The sequence below is a fragment of the Pacificibacter marinus genome (assembly GCF_018860665.1).
Taxonomy (GTDB): Bacteria; Pseudomonadota; Alphaproteobacteria; order Rhodobacterales; family Rhodobacteraceae; genus Celeribacter; species Celeribacter marinus_A.
Map to the genome: position 1 here is coordinate 1 of NZ_JAHKPK010000003.1, position 18,455 is coordinate 18,455.

At 54.7% G+C, this 18,455-nt stretch carries 16 protein-coding genes and 1 pseudogene; 1 reads left to right on the top strand and 16 read right to left on the bottom strand.

Going from position 1 to position 18,455, the window contains the following annotated elements; genetic code table 11:
* Window positions 1-165: 165 nt before the first annotated feature.
* Window positions 166-600: pseudogene (locus tag KO497_RS19525) on the bottom strand (IS3 family transposase); the annotation flags it as partial.
* Complete coding sequence (locus tag KO497_RS19530) at window positions 600-935, bottom strand: transposase (RefSeq protein WP_436799276.1); 336 nt, start codon at window positions 933-935, stop codon at window positions 600-602. The gene KO497_RS19530 and the pseudogene KO497_RS19525, both read right to left, overlap by 1 nt.
* On the opposite strand from KO497_RS19530, the gene KO497_RS19340 reads away from it, so the two are divergent.
* Window positions 889-1,212 (top strand): helix-turn-helix domain-containing protein, encoded by a 324-nt coding sequence (locus tag KO497_RS19340; RefSeq protein ID WP_354668069.1) that lies wholly within the window; start codon window positions 889-891, stop codon window positions 1,210-1,212. The two genes, KO497_RS19530 and KO497_RS19340, sit on opposite strands and share 47 nt — an antisense overlap.
* A gap of 128 nt (window positions 1,213-1,340) precedes the next feature.
* Here KO497_RS19340 and KO497_RS00700 read toward each other — a convergent pair whose 3' ends face one another.
* From KO497_RS00700 to KO497_RS00765, 14 genes are read right to left on the bottom strand one after another with little or no spacing between them, the layout of a single operon-like run.
* Complete coding sequence (locus tag KO497_RS00700; protein ID WP_215942052.1) at window positions 1,341-2,474, bottom strand: CaiB/BaiF CoA transferase family protein; 1,134 nt, start codon at window positions 2,472-2,474, stop codon at window positions 1,341-1,343.
* Window positions 2,467-3,678: an acyl-CoA dehydrogenase gene (locus KO497_RS00705; protein WP_215942053.1), complete on the bottom strand. Its 1,212-nt coding sequence runs from the start codon at window positions 3,676-3,678 to the stop codon at window positions 2,467-2,469. Before KO497_RS00705 ends, KO497_RS00700 begins: the two co-directional genes overlap by 8 nt.
* A gap of 50 nt (window positions 3,679-3,728) precedes the next feature.
* Window positions 3,729-4,754, bottom strand: coding sequence for a phosphotransferase (locus KO497_RS00710; RefSeq protein WP_215942054.1), 1,026 nt, complete (start codon window positions 4,752-4,754; stop codon window positions 3,729-3,731).
* Window positions 4,751-6,832, bottom strand: coding sequence for a 3-hydroxyacyl-CoA dehydrogenase NAD-binding domain-containing protein (locus KO497_RS00715; protein WP_215942055.1), 2,082 nt, complete (start codon window positions 6,830-6,832; stop codon window positions 4,751-4,753). The genes KO497_RS00710 and KO497_RS00715 overlap by 4 nt, the downstream gene beginning before the upstream one ends.
* The gene (locus KO497_RS00720; protein ID WP_215942056.1) at window positions 6,829-8,028 is read right to left on the bottom strand and encodes an acetyl-CoA C-acyltransferase; all 1,200 of its coding nucleotides are present in this window, start codon (window positions 8,026-8,028) and stop codon (window positions 6,829-6,831) included. Before KO497_RS00720 ends, KO497_RS00715 begins: the two co-directional genes overlap by 4 nt.
* Window positions 8,029-8,040: 12 nt before the next feature.
* A complete protein-coding gene (locus tag KO497_RS00725) occupies window positions 8,041-9,501 on the bottom strand; it encodes an aldehyde dehydrogenase family protein (RefSeq protein ID WP_215942057.1) in 1,461 nt (486 codons plus the stop codon).
* Between the two features lie 10 nt (window positions 9,502-9,511).
* Window positions 9,512-9,892: a carboxymuconolactone decarboxylase family protein gene (locus KO497_RS00730; protein WP_215942058.1), complete on the bottom strand. Its 381-nt coding sequence runs from the start codon at window positions 9,890-9,892 to the stop codon at window positions 9,512-9,514.
* 13 nt (window positions 9,893-9,905) lie between these two features.
* Complete coding sequence (locus KO497_RS00735) at window positions 9,906-11,078, bottom strand: CaiB/BaiF CoA transferase family protein (RefSeq protein ID WP_215942059.1); 1,173 nt, start codon at window positions 11,076-11,078, stop codon at window positions 9,906-9,908.
* A complete protein-coding gene (locus KO497_RS00740; protein ID WP_215942060.1) occupies window positions 11,075-11,947 on the bottom strand; it encodes an NAD(P)-dependent oxidoreductase in 873 nt (290 codons plus the stop codon). The genes KO497_RS00735 and KO497_RS00740 overlap by 4 nt, the downstream gene beginning before the upstream one ends.
* Before the next feature lie 9 nt (window positions 11,948-11,956).
* Window positions 11,957-13,189, bottom strand: coding sequence for an acyl-CoA dehydrogenase family protein (locus KO497_RS00745; RefSeq protein ID WP_215942061.1), 1,233 nt, complete (start codon window positions 13,187-13,189; stop codon window positions 11,957-11,959).
* Window positions 13,190-13,234: 45 nt separating this feature from the next.
* The gene (locus tag KO497_RS00750; protein ID WP_215942062.1) at window positions 13,235-14,005 is read right to left on the bottom strand and encodes an SDR family NAD(P)-dependent oxidoreductase; all 771 of its coding nucleotides are present in this window, start codon (window positions 14,003-14,005) and stop codon (window positions 13,235-13,237) included.
* Complete coding sequence (locus tag KO497_RS00755; protein WP_215942063.1) at window positions 14,002-15,216, bottom strand: mandelate racemase/muconate lactonizing enzyme family protein; 1,215 nt, start codon at window positions 15,214-15,216, stop codon at window positions 14,002-14,004. The genes KO497_RS00750 and KO497_RS00755 overlap by 4 nt, the downstream gene beginning before the upstream one ends.
* Window positions 15,213-16,820, bottom strand: a complete 1,608-nt coding sequence (locus KO497_RS00760; protein WP_215942188.1) for a GMC family oxidoreductase — start codon at window positions 16,818-16,820, stop codon at window positions 15,213-15,215. Before KO497_RS00760 ends, KO497_RS00755 begins: the two co-directional genes overlap by 4 nt.
* Entirely contained in the window at window positions 16,807-18,453 is a 1,647-nt protein-coding gene (locus KO497_RS00765; protein ID WP_215942064.1) for an ABC transporter ATP-binding protein, read from the bottom strand. The genes KO497_RS00760 and KO497_RS00765 overlap by 14 nt, the downstream gene beginning before the upstream one ends.
* Between the last annotated feature and the right edge of the window lie 2 nt (window positions 18,454-18,455).

Below are 18,455 nucleotides of genomic sequence, written 5' to 3' on the forward strand. Positions count from 1 at the left end.
GTGCATAAGTCTGTCGCCAAAACCAAGACACCCCGTCGAAAGTCCCGGGCCCAATTGCCCGCAAAGCTGTAAGGGACTTGGTTTGCGGAACCCATCAGGGCCAGCGGTCAAAGCCGCGTAAACAGGCCGGACACATGACCGCTTCTGACAAATGCACAAATCTGATCAAAAATGTCTTGCTATGCAGGAGCCATCCACACATGCCTTTCGCTCGAAGGCCAAGGGGCTTTTGCCGCCTAGCGACGAGTGGCGTCGACGCGGATTTACGAGGCCGTTGATATACTGGAAAATCGCGCCTTCGGCCTGGTGTCTGGTTTCCCAGCGGTTGCGCCAGATCAGCTCAGCATTGATCACTGCCTGGCAGGGTATTGCGCAGCAATGTCCCGAGAAGGGGGTTTGAAAAACGTTTCCATCATGGAATTGTCATAACAATTACCTTTTCCGCTCATGGACCCTTTGAAGCCATGCTTTAACAGGCGCTTCTGATTGTCATTTGAACAGTATTGTGACCCACGGATATGTGTGGTGAATGCAGCCCTCTTGCGGTTGTCGCAAAACTACTGCCATATCCAGCGCCCGGATCGCCAGGTCCCTTTTCATCACGCTGTCGTTAGCTCATCGGTTTTGACCTGCAAAGAAGATGGTGGCCTTGTTCGGGGAAAACGCCCCACCGGGGCCTTTTCTAATCCCTCCAAGTTTAACGCTTCCCTCGCCTCGCGCAGCAGGCGCACTTCCTTGCGGAGAGGTTCGTTCTCTTTCTCAATGTCCTCGTGCGGCCCAGACATCAAATCATCATGCTGATGCTTTTGGACCCACTTGTTCAATGTCGAAAGGCCAACACCCAAATCTGATGAAACCTGTGGCCGCGTTAAGCCTCTGAGGGTTGCGATGCGCACAGCATCACGCCGAAACGCGTCTGTGTATCTCGTTGCCATTCATTCTCTCCTTCATAGCAAATATTGCTTGCAAGAGATCGGAACCAAACGGCGACAAGGCCACTTTGCAAAAGCACGCCTAGAAAGTTCAGGTCGCTCACTCAAGGAAATTGCAGCAGATCTGGGATTCGCCGACGGGTCGCGTTTCAGCCATTGTTTCAAACGCAGAACGGATATGTCGCCGGGCGCATATCGTGCAAATGTGAGCCGCCCTGACGGAGACGATCTAACCGAACTGAGGCGCAGTTTTTCTGATTGGCCGCGAGGATCGGGCTGATTTTTGAACAGCGTACTTTGGATGAACGGCGACGTCGGCACGCCTTGAAAACACCAAGAAGACACAAGAGCACAGAGCCACATGGCATATAACAACGTGCGCCCCAACATGGGCGTCGGGGCATCACGCTATTTGTTGCCCTGCCCCAAAAGAGGGGCGGAACGATCCTCTGATTTGATGCTGCGCGAAAACTTGATCGGCGTGCCAAGCCCTGAAATCCCGTCTGCCTCGACCTGAAGACCGCGCGCGATAGCTTGCGGGTCGGCTAAGGCTTCGGACACGCGGTTGATCGGGCCGGCGGGCACTTTGGCCTGCTCTAACGCGTCAATCAAATCGCTACGTGTGCGCATCAAGGTTTTCGCGGTGATCACATCGGTCAGCACGCTTCGGTTCGCCACACGGTCTGCATTGGTCGCGAATTTAGGCGAGACCGCCATATCGCCCAAGCCAAGTACGTCGCAAAATGACGCAAATTGGCGATCATTGCCGCAGGTCACGATCAGATGGCCATCACTGGCGGGGAACACCTGATAGGGCGCGATATTCGGATGAGCGTTGCCAAGGCGTTTTGGCTCAACCCCGCCAATCAAAAAGTTCGATGCCTGATTGGCCAGCACGGAAATGCCTGTGTCAAACAACGACAGATCCACATGCTGCCCTTTGCCCGACCGCTCCCGTTCTGCCAAAGCGGCCTGCACACCGATCACACCGTAAAGACCGGTGAAAATATCGATCCAGGCCACGCCAACCTTTTGCGGGTCGCCATCAGGGTCGCCGGTCAAATCCATGATGCCCGACATACCTTGGATCAAGAAATCATAACCGGGCTGCAAGGCGCGTGGCCCCGTTTGCCCGAAACCAGTAATTGATGCATAGACAAGTCGCGGATTGAGCGCAGACATGCTGGCATAATCAAGTCCATATTTATCAAGCCCGCCGACTTTGAAATTCTCAATCACCACATCTGCCTCTGCGATCAAGGCTTTTAGGTTTTCCAGATCGTCAGCGTTTTGAAAATCGCAAATGACCGACGCCTTACCGCGATTGGCGCATTGAAAATAGGCCGACACCCGTTCTGTGCCGCCATCCGGGCGCTCCCGTTCAATGAACGGAGGCCCCCATTGACGGGTATCATCGCCGCTTGGACTTTCGATTTTAATGACCTCAGCCCCCAGATCGGCCAAGGTTTGACCGATCCAAGGACCCGCAAGAATGCGGGCAAGTTCAACGACCTTAAGGCCTTTTAGCGGTGTCTCATCCAAAGGCTTGCAATCCTGTTTGCGCGCGTCCCAAGATCAACGCATGAACGTCATGCGTGCCCTCATAGGTGTTCACGGTTTCAAGGTTTTGCGCATGACGGATCACGTGGTATTCGGCCTGAATGCCGTTGCCGCCGTGCATATCGCGTGCCAAGCGCGCAATATCCAAGGACTTGCCACAGTTGTTGCGTTTGATCATCGAAATCATCTCAGGCGCGAATTTTCCTTCGTCCATCAAACGGCCCACGCGCAGGCTGGCCTGCAGGCCAAGGGCGATCTCGGTTTGCATATCAGCCAGTTTTTTCTGGAACAATTGCGTGGCCGCCAATGGGCGACCAAACTGAATGCGATCCATACCGTATTGATGCGAGCGGAACCAACAGTCTTCAGCCGCGCCCAAGACGCCCCAACTGATGCCATAACGCGCGCGGTTCAAACAGCCAAACGGCCCACTCATACCTTCAACATTGGGCAGGATCGCATCCTCTGACACCTCGACGTCCTGCATGACAATCTCGCCTGTGATTGATGTGCGCAGGCTCAACTTGCCTTCGATTTTCGGCGCGCTCAAACCCGCCATGCCCTTTTCTAGAACAAAGCCACGCACCTTGCCGCCATGCGCTTCGGATTTGGCCCAAACCACGAACACATCCGCGATTGGTGCGTTGGAAATCCACGTTTTGGACCCGACGAGACGATAGCCGCCATCGGTTTTGATCGCGCGGGTGCGCATCCCACTAGGGTCAGATCCCGCGTCAGGTTCAGTCAGACCGAAACAACCGATCCATTCACCAGCGGCCAGTTTTGGTAGGTATTTTTTCTTTTGCGCTTCTGATCCATAGGCAAGGATCGGGTACATCACCAAAGACGATTGCACCGACATCATAGACCGATAACCAGAATCCACACGTTCCACTTCGCGCGCAACAAGCCCATAAGATACATAGCCAGCACCAAGCCCGCCGTATTCTTCGGGCACTGTGACCCCCAAAAGACCCGCCTCGCCCATGCGTTGGAAAATCTCGGGATCAGTGGCCTCATTCAAATAGGCTTCTGTGACCCGTGGAGCCATTTCTTCATCGGCAAAAGCGCGTACAGATTCACTGAACATGCGTTCATCATCGGTGAGCTGATCATCCAGCAAAAACGGGTCTTGCCAATTGAAAGAAGCACCTTTGTGCGTCGTTGTTTTCGCGATGTCATTCATCGTCTTACTCCGTTCATAAGTAAATGTATCAAGGCGTCCTGCCCCGCGCTTTACAGCTTTGTCTCAACAATATTCCATGCGGTCTCGGCACGCAGTCGCGCCAAATGCCCCAACTTCAGCGCCTTCTCAGAGGCCGCGTTGCCGTCCAAACCGCGCTTGTAAACGCCTTGGATGATGGCCGCGCTGCGAAACAGTGAAAAGACCACGAAAAACAGATGGTTGGTCACAGGCGCGCGCCCTGCGTATTTGCAGTAAAGATCCAAAAATTCTTGTTCCGTCGGAATACCAAGCGCCTTGTGATCCAACCCCTTCAGGCGTCCTGTCGGCAAAACATCGGCGTGGTACAACGCGCAGACATAGCCCAAATCCGCCAGCGGGTGACCCAAGGTGCACAGTTCCCAATCAAGCAGGGCCAAGATTTTCGGATCGTCTCCGCCCGCAATCACATTGCCCGGACGAAAATCGCCATGAACAAGCGCCGCTTCGCCATCTTCGACGACGTTTTCAGGCAACCACTCCATCAATCTGTCCATTGCCAAAATCGTTTCGGTTTCTGTCGCCTTGTACTGCTTGGTCCAACGCGAAATTTGACGTGTCAAAAAACCATCAGGGCGACCAAAATCAGACAGGCCAACAGCATCGACATCCACCGCATGAAGCGCCGCCAGCGAGCGGATAAAATCATCGTAAAACACGCGGCGCTGATCTGGTGTCATCCCCGGCAAAGACGGGTCTTGGTAGATCGGACCTTTGACCATATCCATCACGTAAAATTCTGTGCCGATCACATCGCGGTCCATACACAATGCCAACATTTGCGGTACAGGCACGGAGGTATCGGCAAGCGCTGCCATGACGCGATATTCACGATCAACCGCATGGGCAGAAGGCAATAAAGTCCCCGCAGGTTTCTTGCGCAGAACATAGTCTTTGCCCCCTGCCGTGATTTGATAGGTCGGGTTGCTTTGGCCTGCGGTGAATTGGGTCAAAACCATATCCCCCGAAAACCCTTCAACGTTTTCAGTCAAGTAGCGATGCAACGCTTGTGTATCAAAATCTATCTGCGGCGAACTCATGGCTCTGCCCTTTCTACATTTAGGTCGGCGAAAGTGCGGCCTGTGGCGACCATGTCGCGCAAAAGCTCAGGCACGCGCCAAAAATAAGGGTCTTGGATGGCATAGGCTTCGATACGATTGATCAAGGCCTGCGGCCCGATTTGATCGGCCAAATGCATCGGACCACCTTTGTGACGCGGAAAGCCGTAGCCGAACAATTGGACCGCATCGATATCAACAGGGCGCAGCGCGATCCCCTCTTGGATAACACCAGTGGCTTCCATGATCATCGCTGTAAGACAACGGTCAACGATGTCTTGATGGCTAAACTCTTGCGGCGTCAGACCAAGCGCTTTGCGCTCTGCATGCATGATGTCTACCGCGCCAGCGTTTGTCCCCGTTTTCTTAGTGCCCTCGTAGACATAATATCCCGCTTCGGTTTTACGTCCGAACCAACCTTGATCGACGATCCGGTCCGCAATCGGCGAATAGCGTTCTTCGGGCGGGCGCGTTGCCGCCTTGCGGTCGCGTGTGGCCTTGGCCACATCCAACCCCGCCAAATCGCCAACAGCAAACGGCCCCATGGCAAAGCCAAAGCCCTCAAGCGCTTGATCCACATCCGAAAAATCAGCACCATCCAGAACCAAATATTCGCAAGCCTTGCGATAAGTGGTCAAAATACGATTGCCGATGAACCCGTCGCAGACCTCAGAACGCACAGGCACTTTGCGGATCATTCGCGCGACTTCGAACACGGTTGCGGTGACTTCAGGCGCAGTTTTTGCCCCAACGACAACTTCCAGTAGACGCATGATATGTGCGGGCGAAAAGAAATGCAGTCCGATAACATCTTGCGGCCGCTTGGTGGCTTCAGCAATTTCATTTACATCCAAGTAGGACGTGTTGGTCGCCAAAATACAGCCCTGTTTGCATACGGCATCGAGCTTGGCAAAAATGCCGGTCTTGGTCGCCATGTCTTCAAAGATCGCCTCGATCACCAGATCAACGTCAGACAGCGCCGTAATATCAGTCACGCAAGACAATGCACCAATGGCTGCGGCATGACTGTCAGCTGTCAGCTTGCCACGTTTGAGCGCCCCAGTCAGATTGGCCTCAATCGCCTTTTGCGCCCGCGCGGCGGCTTCAACTTGCGTCTCGATCAAAGTCACAGGACGCCCTGCGATCAAAATCGCCGTGGCAATACCGACGCCCATAGTTCCGCCGCCGACAACACCGACCGTCTCAACAGTCCGTGTCTGCGCCCCGCGTTCTGGGATTTTGGTCGTCGCACGTTCAGCAAAAAAGGCATGGACCAATCCAGCGCGTTCTTCACCTTGCATTAATTCCATGAACAAGGCGCGTTCGCGTTTTAAACCTTCATCAATAGGCAAGGTTGCGGCTTCAATTGCATCAATCGCACGCTGTGGTGCGGTCAATCCCTTTGCGTATTTTGCGCGGGCCGCAGAAAGTGCTGCGTCATCAGCCATGACGGTTAGATCATCGGTGGGTCGTGCCGTCAGATTACCAGCCAAAATATCACGCGCAGCCATTAGTCCTGCATCGCGCGGATCGCCTTGGTCAAGACGCGCGATGATGCCCAGCTCCAGCGCTTCACTGTCCGCCACATGGCGGCCCTTGCAGATGATATCTATGACGGGCGCAATCCCTGTCAAACGGGTCAAACGTTGGGTGCCCCCAGCCCCTGGCAGCAACCCAAGCGTCACTTCGGGCAGTCCCACTTTGACGCCTTCGATCCCCACCCGCAGATGGGTTGCAAGCGCCAGTTCCAGCGCGCCACCAAAGGCCACGCCATGCAGCACAGACACAACAGGTTTCGCGCTGTCATTGAGTGCCTTCAACAGATCCGGCAAGGTCGGTGTTTCCGCAGCCCGCGCGAAATCTTTGATATCCGCGCCCGCCGAAAACAAACGCCCCTCACCGTACAACACAATCGCGCGCACTGAAGTGTCAGCGACAAGCTCAGCCAGCGCGTCAAACACAGCAGACCGCAAGGCAACGCCAAGTGCATTCACAGGTGGCTTTGTCAGGCAAATCAATCCGATATCGCCATCTCGTTCTACACGTACGATGTCACTCATTGATCAGCTCCGTCCATCCGTTCAATAATCATCGCAATGCCTTGACCAAAGCCAATGCACATGGACAAACAGGCATAGCGCCCTTGGGTTCTTTCCAACTGGCGCAGTCCTGTCAGGATCAATCGCGCCCCCGATGCACCCAGTGGGTGACCAATCGCGATGGCCCCGCCATTGGGATTTATGCGGCTGTCGTCATCCGCCAAACCAAGCGCCGCGTTGCAGGCCAAGACCTGCGAGGCGAAGGCTTCGTTCACTTCGATCACGTCCATATCTGCCAGTGTCAGCCCCGCACGCGTCAAAGCTTTGGGGATGGCAAACGCTGGCCCGATCCCCATCACGCGAGGGGCAACCCCTGACACAGCACCCGCCAAAATACGGGCACGCGGGATACCAAACCCACGCGCGCCAATGACCAGAGCAGCAGCCCCGTCATTGATGCCCGACGCATTGGCAGCCGTCACGACGCCACCGTCAAACAAGCTGCGCATACTGGCAAGTTTTTCCAAATTCCCTCCGGGCCGCGGGTGTTCATCCACCTCAACCGTGGTCACGCTGCGCTTGGGGCATTTGACCTCAATCGGTGTGATTTCATCTTTGAAAAAACCGTCCGCGCGTGCAGCTTCGTATTTGGATTGGCTCGCCAAGGCATAGACGTCACAGGCCGCACGACTGATGTCGAACTCTGCCGCCAAATTGTCTGCCGTTTGTGGCATCGTGTCCGTTCCAAAGGCGGCACCAAAGGTCGCATTCGGGAAAGGTTTGCCTGCTGTGGCATCATGTATTTCCACCTGCCGTGACCACGCAGTGCCAGATTTTGACATCACCAATGGCGCACGGGTCATGCTTTCAACGCCGCCAGCCACCAACAAAGCGCCATCGCCAAGCGTAACAGCGCGCGCCGCATCCAGCGCCGCAGACAGGCTTGAGCCACATAAGCGATTGACCGTTTGCCCGCCTACGGTGTCAGGCAGCCCCGCCAAAAGCGCCGAGAACCGCGCCATGTTGCGGCTGTCTTCGCCGGATTGGCTGACATTGCCCATAATCACGTCTTCGAATTGATCCAGTGGAAAGTCACCTCGCGCCAGCAAGGCCCGAATGACATCCGCCATCAAATCGTCAGGACGTATGCCCGCCAAGGCACCGCCATGACGGCCAAAGGGACTGCGCAGCCCGTCGTAAATATATGCATCAAGCATGCTTTAAGTCCTTTATGGCGCTGAGAATTTTCCCGCGGCCTGCATCTTTTCGATGGAGGGCATGGATTTGATCTCAAGAAACTCTTCCAGTCCGATGAGACCACCTTCGCGGCCATTGCCGGACCGTTTGTAACCCCCAAGCGGTGCGCCAAAACTGGTGCCCTGCCCGTTGATCCCGATATTGCCTGCGCGAATTTGCGCAGCAACTCGCGCCGCACGGCTGGCACTGCCAGTTTGGACATAGGCGGCAAGGCCATAGTCGGTGTCATTGGCAATTGCGATGGCGTCTTCTTCGGTCTCAAACGGGATAATGCACAGCACAGGCCCGAAAACCTCTTCACGCGCGATGGTCATATCATTGCTGACATCCGCAAAAACTGTTGGACGCACGAAATAGCCCACCTCAAAGCCATCAGGACGGCCAAGCCCTCCCGCCACCAAACGCGCGCCATCATCGATGCCCACTTGAATGAGGGATTGAACGCGTTCGAATTGCGCTTTGTTGGCCAACGGTCCGATATGTGGGCCCTCTTTGGCAGGATCATCAATCGGTTGCGCGCTGGCCTGTTTAGCCACCATATCCACCACTTGATCGTATATGCTGCGTTCCACCAACATACGTGTCGGGGCGTTACACCCTTGACCTGTGTTCATAAAACACCGCGCTGTCGAGGCCGTCACACAGGTCTGCAAATCGGCATCCGCAAACACGATGTTCGGGGATTTTCCACCCAGTTCAAGCGTCACGCGTTTGATCGTCTCGGCAGCATCACGGGTAACCATGGCACCAGCACGGGTTGAGCCGGTAAAGGATAACATCGCAATGTCTGGATGGCGCGACATGGCCGAGCCAACGGTTGGACCATCACCAAAGACAAGATTGAAAACGCCAGCCGGAAAGCCCGCCTCATGCATGAAGTCCGCAAACAAAGCCGCAGATATTGGTGTCAATTCAGACGGTTTCAAAACACAAGTCGCCCCCGCTGCAAGTGCGGGCAGAACTTTCGGCACAATCTGAAAGATCGGCCAGTTCCAAGGCGTGATCAGACCACAAACACCAATCGGCTCTTTGTGCATGATGTCCCCGTTGGACAGGGTTTCAGTGCTTTCAAGTTCTTCCAAAGCTGCGATAAATTGATCGACATGGCGTGAGGCACTGCCCGCTTGGGCGTTGCGCGACAAGGTGATCGGCGCGCCCATTTCAGACGAAATCGCCTGTGCCATTTCCTCATTTCGATCAATCATCACCTTTTGCAAGGCACGAAACAACGCGATGCGTTCGGCTTTGGTTGTTTTTGAATAGGTCTTGAAAGCCTTGGACGCGGCTGCAACGGCATCATCCACATCAGCCGCAGAGCCCAAAGTCACTGTGCCGATCTGCGCCTCGGTCGCGGGGTTGATGATGGGAAAGTCGCGCCCATCAGATGAGGAAACCCAAGCGCCGTTGATGTATTGTTTATCTAGCGTTTTCATTACCTTATACCTACAGCATGTCGTGCTCTTCGAGCACGTTGCGCGCGTGGCGGAAACATTCCAAACCTTGGGGAACACCACAGTAAATACCGATAATGTGCAAAATCGCGCGGATTTCTTCTTTGGTGACACCGTTTTTGATGGCTCCACGACAATGGATTTCCCATTCGGTCATTTTGCCAAGGGCCGCCAACATCGTCAGGTTCAACATCGAACGGGTCTTGTGGTCGATCGCTTCATCGCCCCAGCCAAAGCCCCAGCACCAAGCGGTCATGGCCTCTTGGAACGGCAGTGAGAAATCATCAGCCGCAGCCAGATTTTTCTCGACATATTCAGCGCCCACAACGGCCTTGCGGTTTTTCAGGCCTTCTTCGAATAGTTTTTCGTCCATGAGTTTTCTCCAATCAGGCGACAATTCCGTCTGCGATAAGACGGTCAATTTCAGGGTCAGTGTAGTTAAGTTCGGTCAAAACAGCGCGTGTGTGCTGGCCGATCTCGGGGGATTGCGCCAAGACATCACCAACGGTGAATTCCGGCATTCCAGGGATATTTGGCACCGGCCAAGGATCGTCGCTGCCCGCTTGATCCAGCCAAGAAAACACGCCGATTTCTTTGGCCTGCGGGTGTTCGACAAAATCGCGGTAAGATTGCACCACAATGTTTTGCAGCCCCACTTTGGTCAAAACCTCAGACAAAGCATCCGCGTCCCATGTTTTGGTGATCGCGCGCACATAGTCGTTGAGGTATTCGATATTTTCCAACCGTCCAGCGATGGTGTGGAATTTGGTCTCAGCCCACAGATCATCGAGGTTCAACACATCACAGAACGTCGCGAATTCGGGATCGCGCACGATGTTGATCTGGATGTAGCCATCTTGCGTTTGGAACGTGCCAGAAGGGGCTGTCGACGCTTTGCGCGCACCGCCACGAAAGCCGGACAAAAGACGCACGGCTTGAATGGCCCCTGCCCCTTCCATCAGACTGATCTCGATCTTACGACCCTTTGCGTGGTCACGACGCGCATAAAGGGCACCGGCCAAAGACTGGCTCGCGTACAACCCTGTGGCCATATCAAAATAGCTCACGGGTGTATGGTGCGCGATGCCGTCCATACCGGTGTTTTCATGCACGAACCCACTGAACGCCTGCAGCATCGGGTCCATCGCGGGTTTGTCGCGCAAAGGACCAGAATTGCCAAAGCCCGAAATCGACACATAGATCAAACCGGGGTTCATCTCAGATAAGCGATCGTAGCCAAAGCCAAGACGTTCGGCCACACCGGGACGATACCCTTCGATAAAGACATCTGCCTCGGCGATCAATTTATCTGTGATCGTTTTGGCGTCGTCTTGTTTCAGGTTCAGGCTGATCGCCCGTTTGCCCATATTGGCGACGATGGAATAGGCTGTGTGATCGCCGAACACGCCGCCGATCAACCGCGCCCAATCGCCACCCTGAGGTTCGATTTTGATCACATCCGCGCCTTGTTGAGCCATCAACATACCGCAGTATGGACCCGCAAGGCCTTGGGACAGATCAACAACCTTTAGACCCTCATAGGGGCGTTCAAAGCTCATGATTTTGCCCTTTCATCAAGGACTTGGTACACGCGAGTGAAATCAGATTTCGGTGGCAAAGTTTCCTCGACAAGGTTCCACACCTCGGCCACGCGCTCCCCCATCAGGTTGGATGTGCCCGCTTCTTTGACGAACTCGTTGTACAGACGCACATCTTTGTTGAGCAGCTCGGCAAAGAACCCAGCATCAAATGTGCCAGGCAGCACGCGGTTGGGGAATTTGTCGGCAATCGCTGTGTTGTTGCCCGTGGACACCTTCACAACATCGATGATGGTTTTCATCTCGACACCATGCGAGAGCCCGAACAGAACCGCCTCGGATGAAGCCGCCATGGCCGTGGCTGACAAGAAATTGTTGAGCAATTTCACGGCCTGCCCCTGACCTGGCTCTGGGCCTACGTGAAACGCATTGGCGCAGAACAGGTCGATAATCGGACGATGGCGTTTGAATTCGTCTTCCGAACCTGACCAAATCAGCGTGATCGCTGCCTTCAACGCGCCTTGACGACCGCCGCTGACAGGGGCGTCAACATATGTCATCCCCACAGCGTTCAATGTCGTGGCAGCTTCTTTGGCTGCTGCCGGTCCAATTGTGGACATCTCGATCAAGACTTTGCCTGCCACATCAGGCACAGCCGCGATTTGAGCCGCAACGGCGTTGACGATTTTGCCATCTGGAAGCGACGTAAAAATTGTGTCAGCGCCTTTGATCACCGCCTCAAGACTGTCCATTTCGGTGGCCCCAGCTGGAGCCAAACCAGGCACCATGTCAAAGCAGATCATTGGCGTAGGACCTTTGGCGATAAAGGCCGCCATAGGTTCGCCCATTTGGCCAAGGCCGATAAAGCCGATGGTTTTAGGAGTGGTCATGTTTTGGTCCTATCGGTTGAGGTATTTTTTGAGCTCAAGGCGCGCAATCTGGTTGGCATGCACCTCATCAGGGCCATCAGCCAGACGAATGGCGCGCGCACGGGCATAGGCATAAGACAGGCCGAAGTCGCTTGAAATGCCTGCCGCGCCATGGGCTTGGATGGCCCAATCGATCACTTGAGCCGCCATATTCGGAGCAACCACTTTGATCATACCGATTTCTTTGCGGGCTTCTTTATTGCCAACCTTGTCCATCCGATCCGCAGCATTCAGCGTCAACAAACGCGCCTGATCGATCATGATCCGCGACTGCGCGATCCATTCACGCACAACGCCTTGATCAGACAACGGCTTGCCAAACGGATGACGGTCCACAACACGTTTGCACATTTTCTCAAGCGCAACTTCTGCTTGACCGATCATCCGCATGCAGTGGTGAATACGTCCAGGTCCAAGCCGCCCTTGAGCGATTTCAAATCCACGGCCTTCGCCAAGCAAAATATTGCTGACCGGCACACGCACGTTGTCATAGATGATTTCGCCGTGACCATGCGGGGCATCGGAAAAGCCAAAAACAGGGATCATACGTTTGATCGTCAAACCTGGCGTGTCGCGTGGCACAAGGATCATAGATTGCTGGCGGTAGGGATCGGCGCCATCGGGATCGCTTTTACCCATAACAATGAACAGCTTACACCGCGAGTCGCCAGATCCAGAGGTCCACCATTTGCGACCGTTGATCACATATTCGTCGCCATCACGGATGATGGTCAGGCTGATATTGCGTGCATCTGATGAGGCCACGTCAGGTTCGGTCATTGAGAAACAAGACCGGATTTCCCCAGCCAGCAGCGGCTCCATCCATTCTTTTTTCTGTGCCTCGGTGCCGTAGCGTTCCAACGTTTCCATGTTGCCAGTATCAGGCGCGGAACAGTTGAAAATCTCAGCCGACCAAGGCGCACGGCCCATGATTTCACACAAAGGTGCGTATTCCAGATTGGTCAAACCACCGCCACGACGGCTTTCTGGCAAAAACAAATTCCAAAGCCCATCAGCGCGGGCTTTGACTTTCAATTCTTCGATAATCGGAACACCGCCCCAATTTTCCCAGTCTTCAACACTGGCGCCCATGTCTTTCAACTGTTGCTGATAGACAGGTTCGTTCGGGTAAACATGCGCGTCCATGAATGCCTCAAGACGATCGCAAAGATCGCGGGCTTTCGGGCTCATTTCGAAATCCATACCGGGTCTCCTATTCAAATTCTTTGTTAATCAATGCGGGTCCGTTTACGGCCCGACGATTGTTGTTCCGCCGTCGGCGACAATGACTTCGCCAGTGATAAAGCGTGACCAAGGCCCAGCCAGGAACGCCGCGATGCCGCCAATGTCGTCAGGTTCACCGATACGGCGCACAGGCGTGCGTTTGATCCGGTCCGCAGAGACTTCGGGATTTTCCCAAAGTGCGCGGGCAAAATCGGTTTTCACCAATCCCGGCATGATGCAATTGACGGTGATGTTCTTGGGGCCCCATTCCACCGCAAGCGAGCGTACAACGCCCAGATCGGCGGTTTTCGAAATCCCGTAAGCGCCGAGCGTGGGCGAGCCGCGCAATCCCCCGATGGAGGACACTACGATAAAGCTGCCTCCGCCCTGTTCGGCCATCAATGGCATCGCCGCTTTGGCGAACCACAAAAGGCTGTGCACGTTTGATGTCATGACCTTTTCAAAGGCTGAATCTTCAAGTTCCGCCAAAGGACCATAGACAGGGTTCACGGCGGCGTTGGCCACGAAAATATCGACACGTCCCCATTTGTCTTTGGCCGCTTGGACCAGCGCCATGCAGTCTTCTTTCTTTGAGATATTGCAGGCTACGGCCAGTGCTTCGCCGCCTTTGGCTTCGACTTCAGCGACGACGACTTGGCAAGCTTCGATCTTGCGACTGGCGATGACGACCTTTGCGCCAAGCGCGGCAAGGTGATGGACAATCGATGTACCGATGCCCTTAGAGCCTCCGGTCACAATCGCAACTTTTCCAGCGAGAGAATATGGCAGGGTCATTTACGGGCTTCCTTTCGAATTTCGGCAGGCTCATCGCCCATACGCAATTGCAAACGCGCGCCGGTATAAGGGTGGGCTTCGGCGACGTCTTCGTCCAGTTCGACGCCGATACCGGGGGCGTCTGGAACGATGACATGGCCGTTTTCCCAACGGATAGGGGATTTAAGAATTTCAGCGTGGAAACCGCCCCATTGCTCGATGCCTTCCATGATCAGGAAGTTGGGCGAACAGGCAGACACTTGGATATTGGCTGCCCCCACGATGGGACCACAGAACAAATGCGGTGCGATTTGCGCATGAAAGGCTTCGGCCATCGAGGCGATTTTCTTAGCTTCCAAAATGCCACCAACGCGGCCCAAGTTCGGCTGCAAAATCGCGGCGGCGTCTTGGCGCAAAAGCTCGGCAAATTCGTATTTCGTACACAGGCGTTCGCCGGTAGACACAGGGATCGAAGTGTTTGCCGCAACCCGCGCCGTACCGGAAATGTAATCTGGCGGTGTGGGTTCTTCGAACCACAGCGGATCAGATTTTTCCAACCGCTTGGCCAAACGAATGGCCCCAGCAGGCGTCAATTCGCCGTGGGTGCCGATCAAAATATCGCAACGATGCCCGACAGCTTCGCGGATGCGTGCTGTGTAATGCTCTGCAAATTCAAGCGTTTCCATCGACAGTTGACGCGGATCAAAAGCGGTGTAGGGCCGAGCAGGATCAAATTTAAGCGCCGTAAAGCCTTGTTCGACATATTCAAGCGCGCGCTCTGCTGCGGCATCTGCATTGTCGTAAACCATCTGATTTGACGCCGCATCAATCGGCGCATTCAGATAGGTGTAACTGCGCAAACGATCCTGTACCTTACCGCCAAGCAAGTCATAGACAGGCTTATCAAGTGCCTTACCGATGATGTCCCAAAGCGCGATTTCGATACCACTGAAAATGCCCATAACGGTCGGATCGGGGCGCTGCGAGAAGCCCGCAGAATAGACATGACGGAAATGACGTTCGATGTTGAACGGGTTGGCGCCCACGAAATGACGCTCGAACATATCGTCAACCATGGCGACCAAGGCTTTGGGGTGAAACGGCACGCCGTAAATCTCGCCGTAACCTTTGATGCCGGTGTCCGTTGTGACCCGAACAAAGACCCAGTAAGGCCCGCCCCGATGAATGGACGGATTGGCGACAACAAAGGTTTTGATGTCTTTGATCTTCATGCGATACGTTCCTTTAGAATTAAGTCCGCGGCTTTTTCACCAATCATGATGCAGCCCGCGTTGGTATTGGCCGACACGAGGGTCGGCATGATTGAAGCATCGGCAACCCGCAGCCCCATGATGCCATTCACCCGCAAATCGGGCGCAACAACCGCGCCGGCATCCGCGCCCATGCGACAGGTTGAACTGGGATGGAAAATGGTTGACCCATTGGCACGCACATAATCGAGAATCTCGGCGTCGCTTTGCACGGCATCACCAGGCACAATCTCATTGGCGATATAGTCACTGAGCGCCGGTTGCTCGGCCACGGTGCGCACCAGTTTCATACCCGCCACCATCACGTCGCGGTCTTTTGCAGCCGTTAAATAATTGGGTTGGATCGCGGGCTTGGCACGGTGATCTGCCGACATGATCCGCACATGGCCACGGCTTTCAGGGCGCAATTGACACATGGTCACGGTGAAGCCCGAAAAGTCATCGAGCTTACGCCCGCGTGTGGCAGACGAAAAGCGCATGAAATGGAATTGCACGTCTGGCGTGGCGGCGTCTTGGTTGGTTTTCGCAAACACGCCGACTTGGCCTGCGGACAAGGACAAAGGCCCACCGCGATCTTTCAACCAACGTAAAGCAGAACGCACTTGGCCGACCATTGATCCCGCCTCGTCATTGACGGTGACAGGCTGGCTGCACAGGTATTTGCTGGAACAAGTGTAGTGATCTTGCAGGTTTTCACCCACATCAGGCAGATCGTGCTGCACCTCGATGCCGTGCTCTTGCAACAATTCACCATTGCCGATGCCAGACAGTTGCAAAATCTGCGGTGAATTGATCGCACCTGCGGACACAATCACCTCGTGACGTGCCCGAAAGCTACGTGTCACACCGTTTTGATCGACCTCGACGCCTGTTACACGACGATCTTCAATGATCAATCGACGCACAAGGCTGTCGGTTTGAATGTCCAGATTTTTCCGCCCCTTGGCGGGACGCAGATAGGCCGTCGCCGCAGAACTGCGCAAGCCCTTGTGGGTGGTAACGTGAAAGTAGCCCGCGCCTTCTTGGTCGCGTCCATTATAGTCGGGGTTTGCCCGAATACCGGCTTGGGCCGCAGCCTCGATGTAGGCGTCACACAAAGGATGCGCGCTGGCACGGCTCACACTGAGCGGGCCGTCCGTGCCATGAAACCCATCGTCAAGATCATCCATCGCTGTGCCTTCAGCGCGGCGGAAATAGGGCAGCACATCATCATAGCCCCAGCCCGTACAACCAAGCTGGCGCCAGTGATCAAAATCTTGGCTTTGACCACGCGCATAGACCAACCCATTGATTGAACTGCACCCGCCCAAAACCTTACCGCGATGCCAATCAAACACACGCCCATCAAGATCAGGTTGAGTTTTGTAACCCCAGTTGATCTTAGGATTGTACATCGCTTTGTAATAGCCAATCGGGATGTGTATCCATGGATTGCTGTCTTTCGGCCCCGCCTCAAGCAGCAAGACACGGATGTCCGCGCGCGCCGACAGACGGTTGGCAATCACGCAGCCCGCAGAGCCAGCACCGACCACCACGTAATCATATTCTGCATCAAATTTTTGCAAGGGTATCCCCTTCGTCAAAGACTGGCATGTCCCAGTTTTGACCCGGTTGAGCTGACAAAAGCGCCTTCGTGTAATCGTGACTGGGCGCGTTGAAAATCTGCGACACCCCGCCCCGTTCAACAACAGAGCCATATTGCATCACCAGCACTTCGTTACAGATTTGCGCCGCGACCCGAAGGTCATGGGTGATGAAAATCACCGTCAGGCCAAGCCGATCCCGAATGTCGTTCAACAGGTGCAAAACCTCGCGCTGGATCGACACATCAAGCGCCGATACGGCTTCATCCGCGATCAAGACTTTGGGCTGAACAACCAGCGCACGCGCGATACACAAGCGTTGGCGTTGCCCACCTGAAAACTGGCTTGGGAAACGGTTCACAGAGTCATGCGGCATACGCACGATATCGAGCAATTTATAGACGCGATCCCATGCTTCTTTGCGTGGGATGCCAAAGTTAATCGCCCCTTGAATCAGCTGACTGCCGATGGTGCGGCGTGGGTTGAGCGAACCGTAAGGATCTTGAAACACGATCTGGATGTCTTTGCGATGGCTGCGCAATTCCGACCGCGATTTGGCGGCAAAATCAACGCCAGAGATATTGATCGCACCTGAGTCAGGCTCGATCAATCGCATCAGACAGCGTACAAGCGTGGTTTTACCTGATCCAGATTCGCCAACGATCCCAAGTGTTTCGCCGCGTTTAACTTGGAAAGACACATTGTTCACCGCCGTCACAGTGCGCGATGGTTTGAACATACCTGTGCTGGTGGTGAACGTTTTGTTCAAACCCTGCACATCAATAACAACAGGGTTTTCATTTGCCTCAGGGGTGGTTTCTTCGGTCATCGGACGCGGCACCGCATCGATCAACGCGCGGGTGTAGGGGTGCTGCGGATTGTTCAGAACTTCGTCAGCCGTGCCTTGTTCGACGATTTCGCCGTGGCGCATCACAACAACACGGTCCGCAATCTCTGCGACCACGCCAAAGTCATGAGTGATGAACATAATGCCTGCGTCGTGGCGTTCATTCAGTTGCTTCAACAACACCAAAATCTGCGCTTGCGTTGTCACATCCAGTGCCGTTGTCGGCTCATCCGCGATCAACAATTTCGGGTCCAGCGCCAGCGCCATCGCGATCATGATGCGTTGACGTTGCCCGCCTGACAGTTGATGCGGAAAGGCATCATACAAACGCTTTGGATCTGGCAAGCGCACTTCTTCAAGCAGACGCATGACCTCAGCACGACGATCAGCCGCGCTCAGATTGCGATGAATGCGAAACACTTCTTCGATCTGCGCGCCGACAGTGTAGGCAGGGTTGAGGGCCGTCATCGGCTCCTGAAAAATCATCGCCATTTGGTCACCGCGCATGGCGTTGCGTTCTTTGTTGCTCAGCTTCAAAACGTCACGACCATCAAAATCAATCGATCCGCTGGTGACTTTCAAGCCAGGCGACAACAAGCCCATCGTCGCCAAAGAGGTAATGGATTTTCCAGAGCCGGATTCCCCCACAACACAAAGGATTTCACGGGGGCGCACGTCAAAGGAAATGCCGGTAACGGCGTTTTTTCGGTCCAATTTGACCGGCAGACCAACAGTGAGGTTACGAATAGAAAGGACGGGATCAGCCATGT